At 72.0% G+C, this 16,000-nt stretch carries 15 protein-coding genes and 1 tRNA gene; 5 read left to right on the plus strand and 11 right to left on the minus strand.

What is annotated here, in order from left to right; all coding sequences use genetic code 11:
- The 6 genes from N798_RS02670 to N798_RS02695 form a co-directional block, all read right to left on the minus strand.
- Positions 1-459 (minus strand): Nif3-like dinuclear metal center hexameric protein (locus tag N798_RS02670; RefSeq protein WP_035946165.1); only part of this gene is annotated, 459 nt, incomplete at its 3' end.
- Between the two features lies 1 nt (position 460).
- Positions 461-533: transfer RNA gene (locus tag N798_RS02675), tRNA-Val, on the minus strand.
- A gap of 78 nt (positions 534-611) precedes the next feature.
- Positions 612-1,085: a peroxiredoxin gene (locus tag N798_RS02680; protein WP_035946086.1), complete on the minus strand. Its 474-nt coding sequence runs from the start codon at positions 1,083-1,085 to the stop codon at positions 612-614.
- Between the two features lie 25 nt (positions 1,086-1,110).
- Positions 1,111-1,551 carry a DUF3052 domain-containing protein gene (locus tag N798_RS02685; protein ID WP_035946088.1) on the minus strand — a complete coding sequence of 147 codons (441 nt, stop codon included), beginning with the start codon at positions 1,549-1,551 and terminating at the stop codon, positions 1,111-1,113.
- Between the two features lie 6 nt (positions 1,552-1,557).
- Positions 1,558-3,273 carry a PH domain-containing protein gene (locus N798_RS02690; RefSeq protein ID WP_084100022.1) on the minus strand — a complete coding sequence of 572 codons (1,716 nt, stop codon included), beginning with the start codon at positions 3,271-3,273 and terminating at the stop codon, positions 1,558-1,560.
- Between the two features lie 17 nt (positions 3,274-3,290).
- Positions 3,291-3,794, minus strand: a complete 504-nt coding sequence (locus N798_RS02695; protein WP_035946166.1) for a PH domain-containing protein — start codon at positions 3,792-3,794, stop codon at positions 3,291-3,293.
- Between the two features lie 105 nt (positions 3,795-3,899).
- Between N798_RS02695 and aceE the strand changes: the two genes are divergently transcribed.
- Positions 3,900-6,665 carry a pyruvate dehydrogenase (acetyl-transferring), homodimeric type gene (gene aceE / locus N798_RS02700; RefSeq protein ID WP_035946090.1) on the plus strand — a complete coding sequence of 922 codons (2,766 nt, stop codon included), beginning with the start codon at positions 3,900-3,902 and terminating at the stop codon, positions 6,663-6,665.
- 210 nt (positions 6,666-6,875) lie between these two features.
- On the opposite strand, the gene N798_RS02705 is transcribed toward aceE, so the two are convergent.
- From N798_RS02705 to N798_RS02725, 5 genes are all read right to left on the minus strand, one after another.
- Entirely contained in the window at positions 6,876-7,499 is a 624-nt protein-coding gene (locus tag N798_RS02705) for a response regulator transcription factor (RefSeq protein WP_035946091.1), read from the minus strand.
- The gene (locus N798_RS18590) at positions 7,496-8,653 is read right to left on the minus strand and encodes a sensor histidine kinase (RefSeq protein ID WP_229708287.1); all 1,158 of its coding nucleotides are present in this window, start codon (positions 8,651-8,653) and stop codon (positions 7,496-7,498) included. Before N798_RS18590 ends, N798_RS02705 begins: the two co-directional genes overlap by 4 nt.
- Positions 8,590-9,375, minus strand: a complete 786-nt coding sequence (locus N798_RS02715; protein ID WP_229708290.1) for an ABC transporter permease — start codon at positions 9,373-9,375, stop codon at positions 8,590-8,592. The genes N798_RS18590 and N798_RS02715 overlap by 64 nt, the downstream gene beginning before the upstream one ends.
- Positions 9,372-10,334 carry an ABC transporter ATP-binding protein gene (locus N798_RS02720; protein WP_052116843.1) on the minus strand — a complete coding sequence of 321 codons (963 nt, stop codon included), beginning with the start codon at positions 10,332-10,334 and terminating at the stop codon, positions 9,372-9,374. The genes N798_RS02715 and N798_RS02720 overlap by 4 nt, the downstream gene beginning before the upstream one ends.
- Positions 10,335-10,410: 76 nt before the next feature.
- A complete protein-coding gene (locus tag N798_RS02725) occupies positions 10,411-11,538 on the minus strand; it encodes a glycerophosphodiester phosphodiesterase family protein (protein ID WP_188450344.1) in 1,128 nt (375 codons plus the stop codon).
- 133 nt (positions 11,539-11,671) lie between these two features.
- On the opposite strand from N798_RS02725, the gene argG reads away from it, so the two are divergent.
- The 4 genes from argG (at position 11,672) to N798_RS02745 (ending at position 16,000) form a co-directional block, all read left to right on the plus strand.
- The gene (argG, locus tag N798_RS02730) at positions 11,672-13,099 is read left to right on the plus strand and encodes an argininosuccinate synthase (RefSeq protein WP_035946093.1); all 1,428 of its coding nucleotides are present in this window, start codon (positions 11,672-11,674) and stop codon (positions 13,097-13,099) included.
- A gap of 91 nt (positions 13,100-13,190) precedes the next feature.
- On the plus strand, positions 13,191-13,460 hold the full coding sequence (locus N798_RS02735; RefSeq protein ID WP_035946095.1) for a hypothetical protein: 270 nt from the start codon (positions 13,191-13,193) through the stop codon (positions 13,458-13,460).
- A 77-nt stretch (positions 13,461-13,537) separates the two neighbouring features.
- Positions 13,538-14,743, plus strand: coding sequence for a PucR family transcriptional regulator (locus N798_RS02740; RefSeq protein WP_035946096.1), 1,206 nt, complete (start codon positions 13,538-13,540; stop codon positions 14,741-14,743).
- A gap of 78 nt (positions 14,744-14,821) precedes the next feature.
- Positions 14,822-16,000 (plus strand): acyltransferase domain-containing protein, encoded by a 1,179-nt coding sequence (locus tag N798_RS02745; protein ID WP_035946098.1) that lies wholly within the window; start codon positions 14,822-14,824, stop codon positions 15,998-16,000.

Consider the following 16,000-nt stretch of genomic DNA (forward strand, 5'->3'; position numbering starts at 1 on the left):
GGCGGTGGCGAAGGCGCCGAGCGTCGTCGGCGAGGCGAGGCGCCCGACGCGGCCGAGCGGCTGGTCCTCGACCACCGCGAGGGGCCGGGTGTCCTGCAGTCCCGCCGCGGCGGCGAGGGCCTCGGCGACCCCGGCGGCCGCGACGTCGGCGTTGGTGTGCGCGACGTAGAGGGCGATGTCGCCGACGACGAGGCCGGTGACGCTCGCCCCCTTGGCGCTCGTCGTCGCGACCGAGTGGACACCGCGCAGGAGGAGCGGGTGGTGTGTGACGAGGAGGTCGGCGTGGAGCTCGCGAGCCTCGTCGATGACCGCGAGCGTCGGGTCGACGGCGAGGAGGGCACGCTCCACCGGCTGCTCCGGGTCGCCGGTCACGAGGCCGACCTGATCCCAGGACTGGGCGGTGGCGGGCGGGTAGAGGCGGTCGAGGACGTCGACGACGTCCCGGAGGGTGGCGGTCACGTGGGCCCGGCCGGCCTCGAACCGACGACACCCGCGGTGTAAACGCGGTGCTCTACCAACTGAGCTACAGGCCCCGACACGGCGCCCGGCCGTGTGCGGTCGCCCATTGTGTCAGGAGTCGGGACCGGGCCCGGCCCGGCCCCGCGACTCGGTCAGGCTCGGGCGAGCGCGTCGTGGTAGCCGCTGAAGTCCCGACGCTCGCCGATAGCGGTGACGAGCGACCAGCGGATGACCCCGTCGGGCCCGATGAGGAAGGTGCCGCGGCGGGCGACGCCCGCCTTCTCGTCGAAGACGCCGTAGGCGCGGGCGACCTCGCCGTGCGGCCAGAAGTCGGAGAGCAGCGGGAAGAAGTAGGCGTCGCGGTCGGCGTAGGCCCGCAGCGAGAACATCGCGTCGCACGAGACGGTGAGGACCTGGACGTCCTCGGTGACGAAGGCGCCGAGGTTGTCACGGATCTCGGTGAGCTCGCCGGTGCAGATGCCCGAGAAGGCCCACGGGAAGAAGACGAGGAGGACGTGGCGGTCACCGAGGTGGTCGGCCAGCGAGACGTCCTGGCCGTTCTGGTCACGCAGCGTGAACATCGGGGCCTGCTCCCCCACGGGAAGGCCGGTCAGCACGTCGTCCATGACGAGCAGTCTGCCGCAGGAGGGGTCAGCGGCGTCCCTTGGGGGCGACGAGCTTGGTCGCCCGCCAGTCCGGTGACGCGTGGAAGGCGCCGGCGGTGTGGAGGCCAGCGGTGCCGGCCGCCTCGTCGATCTCGGACGGGTCGACCGCGCCGTTCTCGCGGTTCTTGGGGGTGAGCGCGACGACGAAGCCGCCCTCCTGGAGCACCCCGACGAGGTCGACGAGTGCGTCGGTGAGGTCGCCGTCGCCGGCCCGCCACCAGAGGAGGACTGCGTCGGTCTCGCCCGTGTAGTCGTCGTCCTCGAGGTCGGAACCGATGACGTCCTCGACGGCAAACCGGAAGTCGTCGTCGACGTCCTCGTCCCAGCCGAGCTCCTGCACGATCTGCTCGGCGACGAAGCCGAGGCGTCCGACGGTGCCCGAGCCGTCGGACCCGGGTTCGGCGGCAGGTGCTGCGGGGGTGTTCACGGTCGGCTACCTCTCCTCGTGTGGTGGTGGGGGCTCTAGTTGACTAGGAACCTCGGGCGTCGTGCAAGCGCTTCCCGAGATTTGCCGTGCGGCGCGCGACCTCGCTGCCTCGTCGCGCAGCAGGCCCGCCGCGGTGCCCGCCTCCAGGTGCTGGACCTGCACGGACACGGGTCCGGGCGTCGACACGAGGGTCACGGTCGCGAGGTCGAGGCGCCGGTCGAGAGGGCCCTGCGAGAGGGTGAGCGACTGGACGCGGGCGTGCGGCATGACCGAGACGCGCCGCCACAGCCGGCCGGTGCGGACCATGAGCGAGTGCGCGGACACGGCAAACCCGTTGCGGCGCCAGCCCAGCGGGTCGAGGGACCGGGCTCGCTCCGAGACCGTCGTCCAGCCGGGCTCGCCGCCCTCACCGAGCGCCGCCTGACGCAGGTCGTCGGCCGAGATGACGGGGTCGAGCAGCGCGAGCACCTCGAGCGCCTGGTCGAGCGTCCCCACGGGCAGGACGGTCGTGTCGTCACCACCGGCCTCGCCCGTCGGGTCGTGGCCGATGCCCGCGACGTTGACGTTGACGCGCCACCACCCGAACGGGCGCCACCACAGCGGCTGCACCATGGCGACGGCCTGGATGCGGTGCAGGGGGATCGTCGTCGTGCGCTTGTCGGTGAGCCCGTGCTGGACCCGGGCGGCCGTGCCCGTGTCGCCGAGGCGGAAGTTGCCGTGCTTGAGCAGCTCACCCACGCGGTTGACCACGATGCCGAACGCCAAGGGTCCGATGGCCGGCAGCGCGATCGCGGCACCCGTGAGGACCTCGAGCGACGACCCGTATGCCGCGAGCGCGAGGCTCGCTGCGACGAGCGCCACCGCGCCCAGGAAGATCGTGCCGCCGTGGAGGATCGTCGCGACGAAGAGCCGCGAGTTCGGGACGCGCAGCACCTCTCGACCCTCGTCGGGGTCGAGCAGGCCGGTCGACGGGACGGTCGCCGGTCGGCCGGTGGCGGGGTCGATGGCCGAGGGGACCGAGGCGGTGGCGGGGGTGCCGCTCGGCGTGGCGCCGCTCGGGTCGGTGCCGTCGACGCGCACCGCGGGGCGCACCTCGTCCCGGCGGCCCGCGAGCGCGATGAGCTCGCGGCGCACCTCGTCGGCGCGGCGGGCGCCGAGGAAGGCGAGCTTGAGGTGCGAGTCGCCGCCGCCCGCGGACTGGACGATGACCTGCGACAGGCCGGTGAGCTGGGCGAGCAACGGTCGGCTGATCTCGATGGCCTGGACCCGCTCCAGCGGCACCTGCCGGTGCTCACGGAAGAGCCACCCCTTGCGCAGCTCGATCTGCCCGGCGGCCACCCGGAACTTCGCGAAGCGCCACGAGAGCCAGCCGACGAGACCGACGACGAGGAGCGCGAGCAGCAGGACGCCACTCGTCGCGAGCGGGTGGTCGAGCAGGAACCCGAGGCCGTCGCGGATGCCGCCCTCCGAGGGGTCCTCGGGCTCGCCGCCACCCATGCCGCGTAAGAGGTCGTCGACGAACTGCGTCGCGGCATAACCGATGACGGCGATGCCGACGACGCCCCCGCGGACGAGCGGCGAGAGCGGGTGGAGGTGCTGCCACTCGTTGAGCGGGGTATTCGACCCCGGACGCGACTCCGGCACGACCTGACGGGGCAGCCCAGGGTTGGCCGCCGGCATACGCGGGTCCGGCGCCGGCATTCGCGGGTCCGACACCGGCATACGCGGATCCTGTTCGGTCACAGGCCTGCTCGCTGCGCCTCGCCACGGGCCGCGAGACGACCACGGAGCGCCTCGGCCTCCTCCAGCGGAAGGCCCGGAAGGGTTCCGCCACTCTCGGGCGATGCGGTGTGGAACTCGCACGACGCGATCCCCCGGGAGCGCATGAGCGGCCCGGACTGGACGTCGATGTACTGGAGCCGGCCGTAGGGGATGCTCACGAGCGACCGGAAGACGCGGCCCTTGCGGATGACGATCTCGTCGGGGAGCTCGATCCACGAGATCGCCGACACCTGGCGGCCGATGAGCCAGACCCCCCACGCGAGGAGGGCGGCGACCACGACGGCGCCGATCCAGAACCACGGCCACAGGAGCACGGCCAGGACCACGAAGGCGAGGACGAACGGCACGAGCCACACCGACAGGGTGATGAGCCGGACGGTGCGCAGCGCGGGGCTCACGGGGCGCCACGGCAGCTCGTCCCCGCGGAGGGTCACGGCGTCCGGGTCGAGCGCGGAGGTCATGGCCACAGCCTGCCAGCCGACCCGCGTGTGACGACGGCCACTCCCGAGTGACAGGATGGTCGGGACGACCTCTTGGTCGAATCCGCAAGCAGAAGGGACATCGTCGTGACGTTTCGCGAGGAAGCCGGCCCGATCCTCAATGGCCTCCCGAGCAGCCTCACCGACATCGACCCCGAGGAGACCTCGGAGTGGTTGGACTCGCTGGACCAGGTGATCGACGAGGGTGGCCGGCAACGGGCGCGCTACCTCATGCTGCGCCTCCTCGAGCGCGCCCGCGAGAACCAGATCGGGGTCCCGTCACTCACCGCGACCGACTACGTCAACACCATCGACCAGGAGCAGGAGCCCTGGTTCCCCGGTGACGAGGAGGTCGAGCGCCAGTACCGCCGCTGGATCCGCTGGAACGCCGCGGTCATGGTGCACCGCGCCCAGCGCCCGGGCGTCGGAGTCGGCGGCCACATCTCGACCTACGCGTCGGCCGCGACCCTCTACGAGGTCGGCTTCAACCACTTCTGGCGGGGCCAGGACCACCCCGGCGGCGGCGACCAGATCTTCTTCCAGGGCCACGCCTCCCCCGGTATGTACGCCCGCAGCTTCCTCGAGGGCCACCTCGGCGAGACCGACCTCGACGGCTTCCGCCAGGAGAAGAGCCACCTCGTCGACGGCCGCATCCGGGCCCTGTCGTCCTACCCGCACCCGCGGATGATGCCGGACTACTGGCAGTTCCCGACGGTGTCGATGGGCATCGGCCCGATGAACGCGATCTACCAGGCGCAGTTCAACAAGTACCTCCACGGCCGTGGCATCAAGGACACGAGCGACCAGCGCGTCTGGGCCTTCCTCGGCGATGGCGAGATGGACGAGCCGGAGGCGCGCGGTCTCCTGCAGCTCGCGGCATACGAGGAGCTCGACAACCTCACGTTCGTCGTCAACTGCAACCTGCAGCGGCTGGACGGCCCGGTCCGCGGCAACGGCAAGATCATCCAGGAGCTCGAGGCGTTCTTCCGGGGCGCCGGCTGGAACGTCGTCAAGGTCATCTGGGGCCGCGGCTGGGACCCGCTGCTCGCTGCCGACCGCGACCACGCGCTGCGGCACATCATGAACACGACGACCGACGGCGACTACCAGACGTTCCGCGCCAACGACGGCGCCTACGTCCGCGAGCACTTCTTCGGCCGCGACCCGCGCACCCGCAAGATGGTCGAAGGCCTCACCGACGACCAGATCTGGCACGACCTCCAGCGCGGTGGCCACGACTACCGCAAGGTCTACGCCGGCTACCAGGCCGCGGTCCACCACACCGGGCAGCCGACGGTCATCCTCGCCCACACCATCAAGGGCTACTCGCTCGGCAAGGGCTTCGCCGGCCGCAACGCGACGCACCAGATGAAGAAGATGACGGTCGACGACCTCAAGGGCTACCGCGACGTCCTGCGCCTGCCGATCACGGACGCGCAGATCGAGGAGAACCCCTACCAGCCGCCGTACTTCCACCCCGGCGAGAACGACCCGACGCTGCAGTACATGCTCGAGCGTCGTCGCGCGCTGGGCGGACCGATCCCCGAGCGCCGCAGCAAGTACACCCAGATCTCGCTCCCGGGCGACGACGCCTACAAGCAGGTCAAGAAGGGCTCGGGCAAGCAGACCATCGCGACGACGATGGCGTTCGTCCGGCTGCTCAAGGACCTCATGCGCGACAAGGAGTTCGGCAAGCGCATCGTGCCGATCATCCCCGACGAGGCCCGCACGTTCGGCATGGACAGCTTCTTCCCGACGCTGAAGATCTACAACCCGCACGGGCAGAACTACACCCCGGTCGACCACGACCTCATGCTCAGCTACCGCGAGTCCGAGCAGGGCCAGATCCTCCACCTCGGCATCAACGAGGCCGGGTCGGTCGCCGCCTTCACCGCCGCCGCGACGAGCTACTCGACGCACGGCGAGCCGATGATCCCGATCTACATCTTCTACTCGATGTTCGGGTTCCAGCGCACCGGCGACTCCATCTGGGCGGCCGCAGACCAGATGGCCCGCGGCTTCCTCATCGGTGCGACCGCGGGTCGCACGACGCTCACCGGTGAGGGCACGCAGCACGCCGACGGTCACTCGCCGCTGCTCGCCTCGACCAACCCCGCCGTCGTCGCCTACGACCCGGCCTACGGCTACGAGATCGGGCACATCATGCGCGACGGTCTCGAGCGGATGTACGGCGAGAGCCCCGAGGACCTCATCTACTACCTCACCGTCTACAACGAGCCGATCGTCCAGCCGGCCGAGCCCGAGGGCGTCGACACCGAGGGCATCCTGCGCGGCATGTACCTCCTCGAGAAGGCCGACACGTCGAGCTGGACCCACACCCCGGCGCGCGCGCAGCTGCTCGCGTCCGGCGTGGGCGTGCCGTGGGCGCTCGAGGCGCAGCGGCTCCTCGCCGACCACTGGGGCGTCGCGGCCGACGTCTGGTCGGTGACGTCCTGGGGAGAGCTCCGCCGCGACGGCCTGTCGTGCGACGAGGAGGCCTTCCTCCACCCGGAGAACGAGGCCCGCGTCCCCTACGTCGCGCAGAAGCTCAAGAACGTCGAGGGCCCGGTGCTCGCGACCTCCGACTACATGCGCGCCGTCCCCGACCAGATCGCCCAGTGGGTCCCCGGCGAGTTCCACTCGCTCGGCACCGACGGATTCGGCTTCGCCGACACCCGTCCGGCCGCGCGTCGGTTCTTCCACGTCGACGGCCCCTCGCTCGCGGTCCGCACCCTCCAGGTGCTCGCCGCGCGTGGAGAGGTCCCGGCCGACGTCCCCGGCAAGGCCGCCGAGAAGTACCAGCTCCTCGACGTTCGCGCCGGCACGAGCGGCAACGAGGGCGGCGACGCCTGACCCTCGCCCCACGGTCGCCTGCGCCCGTCACCCTCCGTGGTGGCGGGCGCAGCCGCTTCTCGTATGCCGTGCCACGCCTTCCGTGCGCCCGTCACCGGCGAGCGAGCCACAGGTGGGAGAGCGAGCCACGCCTGGCTGCGTCGCTCACCACGATGTGGCTCGCTCGGGCTGCCTGACCCAAGCAGGGCGGGTATGCCGTCCGCTCGCCTCTCAGAGCCAGCCGCGGTCGCGGGCGTGGACGGCCGCCTCGCCTCGGGTCGACGTGCCCGTCTTGGCCATCGCCGAGGAGAGGTGGTTGCGAACCGTCCCCTCCGAGAGGTGGACGGCGCGCGCCACGACGGCGATGGGCGCACCACCGAGCGTCGCCCGCAGGACGTCCTGCTCGCGCGGCGTGAGCGGGTTCGCGCCCTCGATGAGCGACTCGGCCGCCAGTGCGCCGTCGACGACCCGCTCCCCCGCGTGCACCCGCCGCACGGCGGCAGCGAGCTCGGAGGCGGGGGTGTCCTTCACGACGAAGCCGGCCGCACCCGCCTCGAGCGCCCGGCGGACGAACCCGGGGCGTCCGAACGTCGTCACGACGAGGGCCCGCGTCGGCAGGCCCGAGGCAGCGATGGCCCGGCACACCTCGATGCCGTCGAGGCCGGGCATCTCCACGTCGACGAGCGCGACGTCGACCTCGTGCTCGGGCAGCAGGGCGAGCACCTCGTCCCCACGCCCCGCCTCGGCGACGACGGTGAGGTCCGGCTCGAGGTCGAGCAGCGTGACGATCGCACCACGCACCAGCGCCTGGTCGTCGGCGACGAGGACCCGGATGACCGGTCCGACGTCGCTCACAGGGTCACCTCGAGCCTCGTGCCCGGGGCCGCGTCGGCCACTCGCAGCACTCCCCCCGCGGCGTCGACACGTTCGCGCACGCCGCGCAGCCCGTTGCCCTCGCGCAGCCCCGAAGGTCCCCGTCCGTCGTCCTCGACGGTGAGGGACGACGGGCCCAGGGCCACGCGGCATACGGAGGCTCCGCTGTGGCGCACGACGTTGGTGACCGCCTCGCGCAGCACCCAGGCGAGGACGACACGGTGGCGCGGGTCGACGACGGTGAGGTCCTCGGGCAGCTGCGCCGTGATCCCGGCGGCGGCGAGGACCCGTGCGGCAGAGGCGATCTCGTCGTCCAGCCGGGCGGAACGGATGCCGCCCACGGCGGCACGCACCTCGGCGAGCGCCTGCCGGCTCAGGGCGGCGACCTCGGCGATCTCGCGCCGCGCGCGCTCCGGGTCGGCGGCCACGAGCCGCTCGGCGACGTCGGCCTTGAGGCTCATCGCCGTGAGGGTGTGCCCGACGACGTCGTGGACGTCGCGCGCGAGCCGGTCTCGTTCCGCCGACACGGTGAGCTCGGCGGCGAGCTCGTCGTGCAGGATGCTGCGCCGCTCGATGGTCCGCACCACGGCGGTGACGACGGCGACGAGGATGACGATGCCGGGGAGGTACCACGTGTCCGCCAGCTCGCTCGAGACCGAGGTGAGCCACAGCGTGAGCCCGACGACGACGACGGTGAGGCCCACGGCCGCCCACATCGGCAGGACGAACATCGCGAGCGCGACGAGGTAGGGCCCGCCGCCCACCGACGCCGAACCCACGAGCGCGTGGATCACGACGCAGATCGCGACGAGCACGCCGAGGTGGGCGAGTCCGCCACGGACCACCTCGCGCTCGGAGCGGGCACGGCCCATCGCCTGAAAGCCGTGCAGGTAGACGACCGCGAAGAGGACGAAGAGGGCGACCCCCGCGACCACCCGTGGGCGGCTCGCGCCGCTGTCGACCACGCCGGCGACGGGGAAGGCGAGGAAGACGAGCCAGACCCCGCCCATGACCCATCCCCAGCGCTGCCAGGGATGGGCCACGGGCGGGTTCGCCGCCGAGCCGGGGCCGGTCACTGCCGTCCGCGGCTGCGTCGCACGAGCCAGGTCGCGAGCACCGCGAGAATCGTCGTCCACGCCGCCACGTTAGCCACCGACATCCACAGCGCCTCGGAGGCGAGGTTCCCGTCGGCATCGATGACCGAGCCCTCGGTGAGCGGGTAGCGGGCGAGCGACACGTAGCCGTAGAGGGGGGTGAACCGGGCGACGTCGAGCAGCACCCCGCTCAGCGGGAAGAAGATGTTGCCGAGGAAGCCCAGGACGACGAGCGAGCCGGACGCCGCCGAGACCGCCGCCTCCGACCGGAACGCCAGCCCGAAGACGAGCCCGTAGAGGGCGAAGAGCAGGGCCCCGACGACGAGGATGACCGCGCTGCCCAGCCACGCGCCGGGCGTGCCCTCGGCACCGGTGAGGAGCCCGAGGACGTAGACGACGAGGATCGGCAGGGCCGCGACGGCCAGCGCGACGAGCGCCTTGGTGGCGACGTAGGTGCTGTCGCGCAGCGGCGTGAGCCCGAGCTGGCGGCCCCACCCCTGCATCCGCTCGACCGCGGCCGAGCCGCCGATGCCGACGGTCGCGGTCACCGCGCCGTAGGCGGCCATCGAGATCATCACGTAGAGGGCGACGTTGCCGTTGCCCGCGCGCTCCTGCGAGTAGCCCGCGCTCGCGCCGAAGAGGAGGTACATGAAGCCGGGGAGCCCGACGACGAAGAACATCGCCACGACGTTGCGCAGCGTCCGCCGCAGCTCGATCCGTGCGTATGCCGTCCGCTCGCCTCGCGTGGTCGTCATGGCGCTCATGCCGCTGCTCCTTCGGTGGCGGGGGTCGTGGACCCGGTCGACGGGGTCGACCCGGTGAGGGTGAGGAAGGCCGACTCCAGCGAGCCGGTGGTGATCTCGACGTCCCTGGCGTCGAGCGTGGTGAGGAGGATGCGTGCGACGGCGTCGGAGTCCGCCGTCGTCACGGTGAGCCGGTCGCCGTCGACGCGCACGTCGTGCACGACGGCGAGGGCGCGCAGCTCGGTGGCCGCGGGGCCGACCACCTCGGGGGCGAGCCGCGCGGCGACCGTGCGGCCGAGCGCCGTGGAGCGGATGACGTCCGCGGGCCCGTCGGCGACGACCCGGCCACCCGCGACGAGGACGATCCGGCTGGCGAAGTCGTCGGCCTCCTCGAGGTAGTGCGTGGCGAAGACGACGGTGCGGCCCTGTGCGGCCTCGGCGTGCATCGCGTCCCAGAAGGCGCGGCGGGCGGCGACGTCCATGCCGGCCGTCGGCTCGTCGAGGACGAGCAGCTCGGGGTCGGGCAGGAGGGCGAGCGCGAAGCGGAGACGCTGCTGCTCGCCGCCGGAGCAGAGCGAGACGCGGCGCCCGGCGATCGCCGTCAGGCTCGCGCGGCGCAGGACGTCCTCGACCGGGACGTGGACGGCATACGTGCTCGCGACGAGCTCGACGGTCTCGCGCACCGTGAGGTCGCGAAGGAGCCCGCCGGTCTGGAGGACGGCCGCGATGCGGCCGGCGCGCACGGCCTCGCGCGGCGACCCGCCGAGGACCCTGACCTCGCCGGAGGTGGGTGTCGTGAGACCGAGGAGCAGGTCGAGGGTCGTCGTCTTGCCGGCACCGTTGGGTCCGAGCAGGGCGACGACCTCGCCGGTCGCGATCGTGAGGTCGATCCCCCGGACCGCGCGGACGGTGCCCGCGCGGCCGGGGAACGACTTGGTGATGGCCGTCAGCTCGACGGCCGGGTGCTGTGGTGAGGTCATGCATCAAGGCTCCGCCGCGGACCGGTGTCGGTGACAGTGCCGGACGCCACGACCTCGCCGTGACATCTGTCAGGGGTCAGCGGGCGAGGAACTCCGAGCGGGCAGCGACGCAGATGTCGGGCTGGTCGCAGAAGACGCCGTCGACGCCGGCCTCGAAGTACCTCGTGACCTCGTCACCCATGCGGCCGTGCGTGGCCGGGTCGGTGCCGACGCGGTAGTCGACCGGGAGGAACTGGTTCTCGGCGCGGAAGGTCCACGGCGTGACGTCGAGCCCGACCCGGTGCGCGTCGGTGACGAGCGAGGTCGGCGTGCCGAGGGTGCCGTCGCTGCGGCGCGGGATGACCCGGCTCTTCTCGACGCCGAGACCGTCGACGTCCTTGACGAGCTGCTTGAGGCTCGCCGGTGCGATGAGGTCGGTGTAGGTGCGCGGGTCACCCTGGGCCTCGAGGTCGTAGGGCCGGCCGCTCGCGCTCACGAGGAAGACGAGGTTGGCCTTGTAGCCGAGCTCGTCGTCGAGCCGGACGAGAGGGGTGAGCTCGAAGCTCTGCACCCAGACGGCGGCGTTGGGCCGGTTGAGCCCGAACGCCTCGAGCTCCTCGAGCAGGGCGACCTCGGGGTCGAAGCCCGCATCGTGGAGGAAGGTCGAGTGCTTGATCTCGGGGATGACTCCGATCGTGCGGCCGGTCTCGGCGCTCAGCTGCTCGCGCAGCGCGAGCACCTCACTCAGCGTCGGCACCTCGAACCGGCCGTCGTAGCTCGCGCTCTCGGTGCGGACTGCCGGGATCCGCTCCTCGGCCCGCAGCGTCTTGAGCTCGGCGAGAGTGAAGTCCTCCACCCACCAGCCGGTCGTCGCCCTGCCGTCGAGCATCTTGGTCACGCGACGACCGGCGAACTCAGGGTGCGCGGCGACGTCGGTCGTGCCACCGATCTCGGGCTCGTGGCGGTCGACGAGGACGCCGTCCTTCGTCATGACGAGGTCCGGCTCGATGTAGTCCGCGCCCTGCTGCACGGCGAGCCGGTAAGCGGCGAGGGTGTGCTCGGGGCGATAGCCGGACGCGCCGCGGTGGGCGTGCACGAGGGGCTCGGTGAGCTTCGCCCGCCCGTTCGACGACGGGGGTGCGTCGGCTCCGGCGGGAGCCGTCACCGCGACGGACGTGAGGGCCACACCGGCCGCGAGGACTACGGAGATCAGAGGTCTCATCATGTCCGCCAACGTAGGGCGGTTCGGGTGATGCCGCCTGTCGAGGACGTGGACGACAGGTGACCGGGGCACGTCCGGCGAACGACGGCATACGAAGGGATTTGTGGTTATGCGCTCGAATGTATAGTCTTGCAACGTGTCCAAGGTCCTCACGTCCCTTCCCGTCGGCCAGCGCGTCGGCATCGCCTTCTCCGGAGGTCTCGACACCTCCGTCGCCGTTGCGTGGATGCGCGAGCGAGGCGCCGTTCCCTGCACCTACACGGCCGACCTCGGTCAGTACGACGAGCCCGAGATCGACACCGTGCCCGACCGGGCCGGCGACTACGGCGCCGAGGTGGCCCGGCTCGTCGACTGCCGCAGCGCGCTCGTCGAGGAGGGCCTGTCCGCGCTCGCGTGCGGCGCCTTCCACATCCGGAGCGGTGGCAAGACCTACTTCAACACCACTCCCCTCGGCCGCGCCGTCACCGGCACCCTGCTCGTGCGCGCCATGCAGGCCGACGACGTCTCGATCTGGGGCGACGGCTCGACGTTCAAGGGCAACGACATCGAGCGGTTCTACCGCTACGGCCTGCTCGCCAACCCGGACCTGCGGATCTACAAGCCGTGGCTCGACCCGGCCTTCGTCAGCGAGCTCGGTGGCCGGCACGAGATGAGCGAGTGGCTCACCCAGCGCGACCTCCCCTACCGGGCGAGCGCCGAGAAGGCCTACTCGACCGACGCCAACATCTGGGGCGCGACGCACGAGGCCAAGACCCTCGAGCACCTCGACGAGTCGATGGAGATCGTCGAGCCGATCATGGGCGTCAAGCACTGGGACCCCTCGGTCGTCATCGAGTCCGAGGACGTCACGGTCCGCTTCGTCCAGGGTCGCCCGGTCGCCATCAACGGCGAGTCCCTCGACCCGGTCGCCCTCGTCGACCTCGCCAACACCATCGGCGGGCGCCACGGCCTCGGCATGTCCGACCAGATCGAGAACCGGATCATCGAGGCGAAGTCGCGGGGCATCTACGAGGCGCCGGGCATGGCCCTGCTCCACATCGCCTACGAGCGGCTGCTCAACGCCGTCCACAACGAGGACACGATCGCGAACTACCACGCGGAGGGCCGCCGCCTCGGCCGCCTGCTCTACGAGGGCCGGTGGCTCGACCCGCAGAGCCTCATGCTCCGCGAGGCCATCCAGCGCTGGATCGCGTCCGTCGTCTCCGGCGAGGTCACCCTGCGGCTGCGGCGCGGCGACGACTACTCGATCGTCGACACCCGGGGCGAGAACTTCAGCTACCACCCGGACAAGCTGTCGATGGAGCGGGTCGAGAACGCCGCCTTCGGGCCGCTCGACCGGATCGGGCAGCTGACGATGCGCAACCTCGACATCGCCGACAGCCGGGCCAAGCTCGAGCTCTATGCCGAGCAGCCGGTCGACCAGGGCCAGCTCCTCGTCGAGAACGGCACGCTCTTCGGCGACCTGCCGGCCGGTGGCTACGACCGCATCACCGACAACCCGGCGGCCTCCGGGCCCGACGACAACGCGCTCGACGCGGCCGCCATGGAGTTCGGCACCGACTGACCCGTTTCGACTGATTGCCCTTTCGGGACGTCCCACGCCAGCGAGGATGTCCGGGAAGGGCAATGAGTCGCGGACGGACGGGAGATCGACCATGGACAACCGACGGATCCTCGAGCGCGTTGTCGCGACGCTCGGCGTGCTGGGGCTCATCGGCGTGCTGCCGTTCTACGTCGCCTCCGGGCTGGCCGCCCCGCTCTGGGCCGTCGTGCTCCTGCTCGCCTTCTGGCTCGTGCTGCTCGTCCTCGCGATCCGGTGGTTCACCCGGCGCCCGTGGTGGGTCCTGGCCATGCCGTTCGTCGCCGCAGCCGTGTGGTGGCTGACGATGACGCTCGGGGAGTCGCTCCTCGGATGGCAGGCCTGAGCTCGCGCGACGTGACACGACGCGAAGGTCACGGGACGGTATACGCGTTGTGCACGGCATACAAATAGACTGCCGACGTGGCCACGACGCGAACGCGCCCCTCGGCGGCGACCCGACGACGGGTCGAGCGCGCAGCCGGCGATCTGGGCGCCGCCGCCGTCCAGCAGATGGAGAGCTCGCACGAGTGGTACCGCGCGCTCCCGCCCGAGGACCGGTCGTGGGTCGGCCTCGTCGCGCAGGCCGGCATCCGCTCGTTCATCGAGTGGTTCACCGGCAGCCAGGACCAGGCCCACGTCACCGCCGATGTCTTCGGCACGGCGCCGCGTGAGCTGACCCGCTCGATCAGCCTCGGCCAGACCCTCGACCTCGTCCGCACCGTCGTCGAGGTCGTCGAGCGCGAGTCGATGGGGCTGGCCGCCGGCGACGACGAGGTCAAGGTCCGCGAGGCCGTCCTTCTCTACTCGCGCGAGATCGCCTTCTCCGCGGCGGAGGTCTATGCCCACGCCGCCGAGGCGCGTGGCGCGTGGGACGCCCGGCTCGAGGCGCTCGTCGTCGACGCCGTCATCCGTGGCGAGGCCGACGACTCCATGCAGTCGCGCGCCTCCGCCCTCGGCTGGGGCACGACGAGCGACGTGTGCGTCATCGTCGGGTCCACCCCGAGCACGGGTGCCGCACAGGTGGTGGACCTGCTCCACCGTGGCGCGAAGCGGGTCGGCGTCGAGGTGCTCGTCGCCATCCACGGCCGGCGCGTCGTCTGCATCGCGGGCCGGGTCTCGGACGCGCTCGAGACCGCCTCCCACCTCGGGAGCCACTTCGGTGACGGCCCGATCGTCGTCGGTCCCGTCGTCCCCCACCTGTATGCCGCGGGGCGCAGCGCGCGGGCCGCGCTCTCGGGCCACACGGCAGCCCCGGCCTGGCCCACCGCGCCCCGGCCGGTGCGCAGCGACGACCTCCTCGCCGAGCGCGCACTGCTCGGCGACCTGCCGGCCCGGGCCTCGCTCGTCTCGCGGGTCTATGCGCCGCTGTCGGCGAGCGGCGGTGGCAACCTCCTCGAGACCGCGGCGGCCTACCTCGACGGCGGGCTCGGGCTCGAGGGCACGGCACGCACCCTCTTCGTCCACCCCAACACGGTCCGCTACCGCCTCGCCAAGATCGCCGACACCATCGGCTACGACCTCACCGACCCGCACGACGCGCAGACCGTGCGGCTCGCCCTCGCCTACGGGCGGGTAGCCCCCGAGCCCGCGACGCGCGTCACCCGGCCCTCCGCCCGGGCGTTGTAGGAACCCTACAGAAGTCTGCGGTGAGGTTCGTCTCCGCCGCTCGCGCCGAGCGGGCCCCCGGACGGACACGCTGAAGGGGTGCTCGTGATCGTCTGCCCTGGACAGGGCTCCCAGACCCCCGGCTTCCTCTCCCCCTGGCTCGCCATCCCCGGCGTGCGCGAACGGCTCGGCTGGCTCTCGGCCGTCGCCGGCATGGACCTCGTCACGCACGGCACCGAGTCCGACGAGGAGACCATCAAGGACACGGCCGTCGCCCAGCCGCTCATCGTGGCGTCGGGGCTCGTGTCGCTCCTCGCGCTCTTCGAGCACCCGGCCGACGGCTTCCGCCTCGTCGGCGCGGGCGCCGGGCACTCGGTCGGTGAGATCACGGCCGCCGCTGCCGGGGGCGTCATCTCCGCCGAGCAGGCCATGGTGTTCGTCCGCGAGCGCGGTCGCGCGATGGCCGAGGCCAGCGCCGTCACCCCGACCGGCATGAGCGCCGTCATGGGCGGCGACCCCGACGACGTCACCGCGACGATCGAGCGCCACGGACTCACCCCCGCCAACATCAACGGCGCCGGCCAGGTCGTCGCCGCAGGGACGATGGAGCAGCTCGCGGCCCTCGCCGCCGAGCCGCCCGCCAAGGCCCGGGTCATCCCGCTCAAGGTCGCCGGCGCGTTCCACACGCAGCACATGGCGCCCGCCGTCGACGTCCTCGCCGGCTACGCCAAGGCGATGTCGACCCACGACGCGCGGGTGCCGCTCGTCTCCAACCGCGACGGCGCCGTCGTCCACAGCGGCCGCGAGGTCCTCGGCCGCCTCGTCAGCCAGGTGAGCAACCCGGTGCGCTGGGACCTCACGATGGAGACGTTCAAGGAGCTCGGCGTCACGGGCATCATCGAGATCCCGCCGGCCGGAACCCTCGCCGGTCTCGCGAAGCGCGTCCTCAAGGACGTCGAGATCCTCGCGCTCAAGAGCCCGGACGACCTCGAGCAGGCCCACCGCATGGTCAAGGAGCACGGCAAGTCCTCGGGCGTGGCCCAGGACCCGACGTGGCGCCTCGTCATCAGCCCCGCCAAGGGCATGGTGTCGTTCACCCACAGCGAGGTCGGCACCGCGGTCGAGGCGGGCAGCGTCGTCGCCACCGTCGGCACCCTGCGCGACACCTATGAGGTCGTCGCCCCGCACGGGGGCCGCGTCGTCGAGTGGCTCGTGGAGGACGGCGACCCCGTCTCCCCCGGCCAGCCCGTCCTCCGCCTGCACCCGCAGGAGGGCTGA

Source organism: Knoellia flava TL1, from assembly GCF_000768675.1.
GTDB lineage: Bacteria > Actinomycetota > Actinomycetes > Actinomycetales > Dermatophilaceae > Knoellia > Knoellia flava.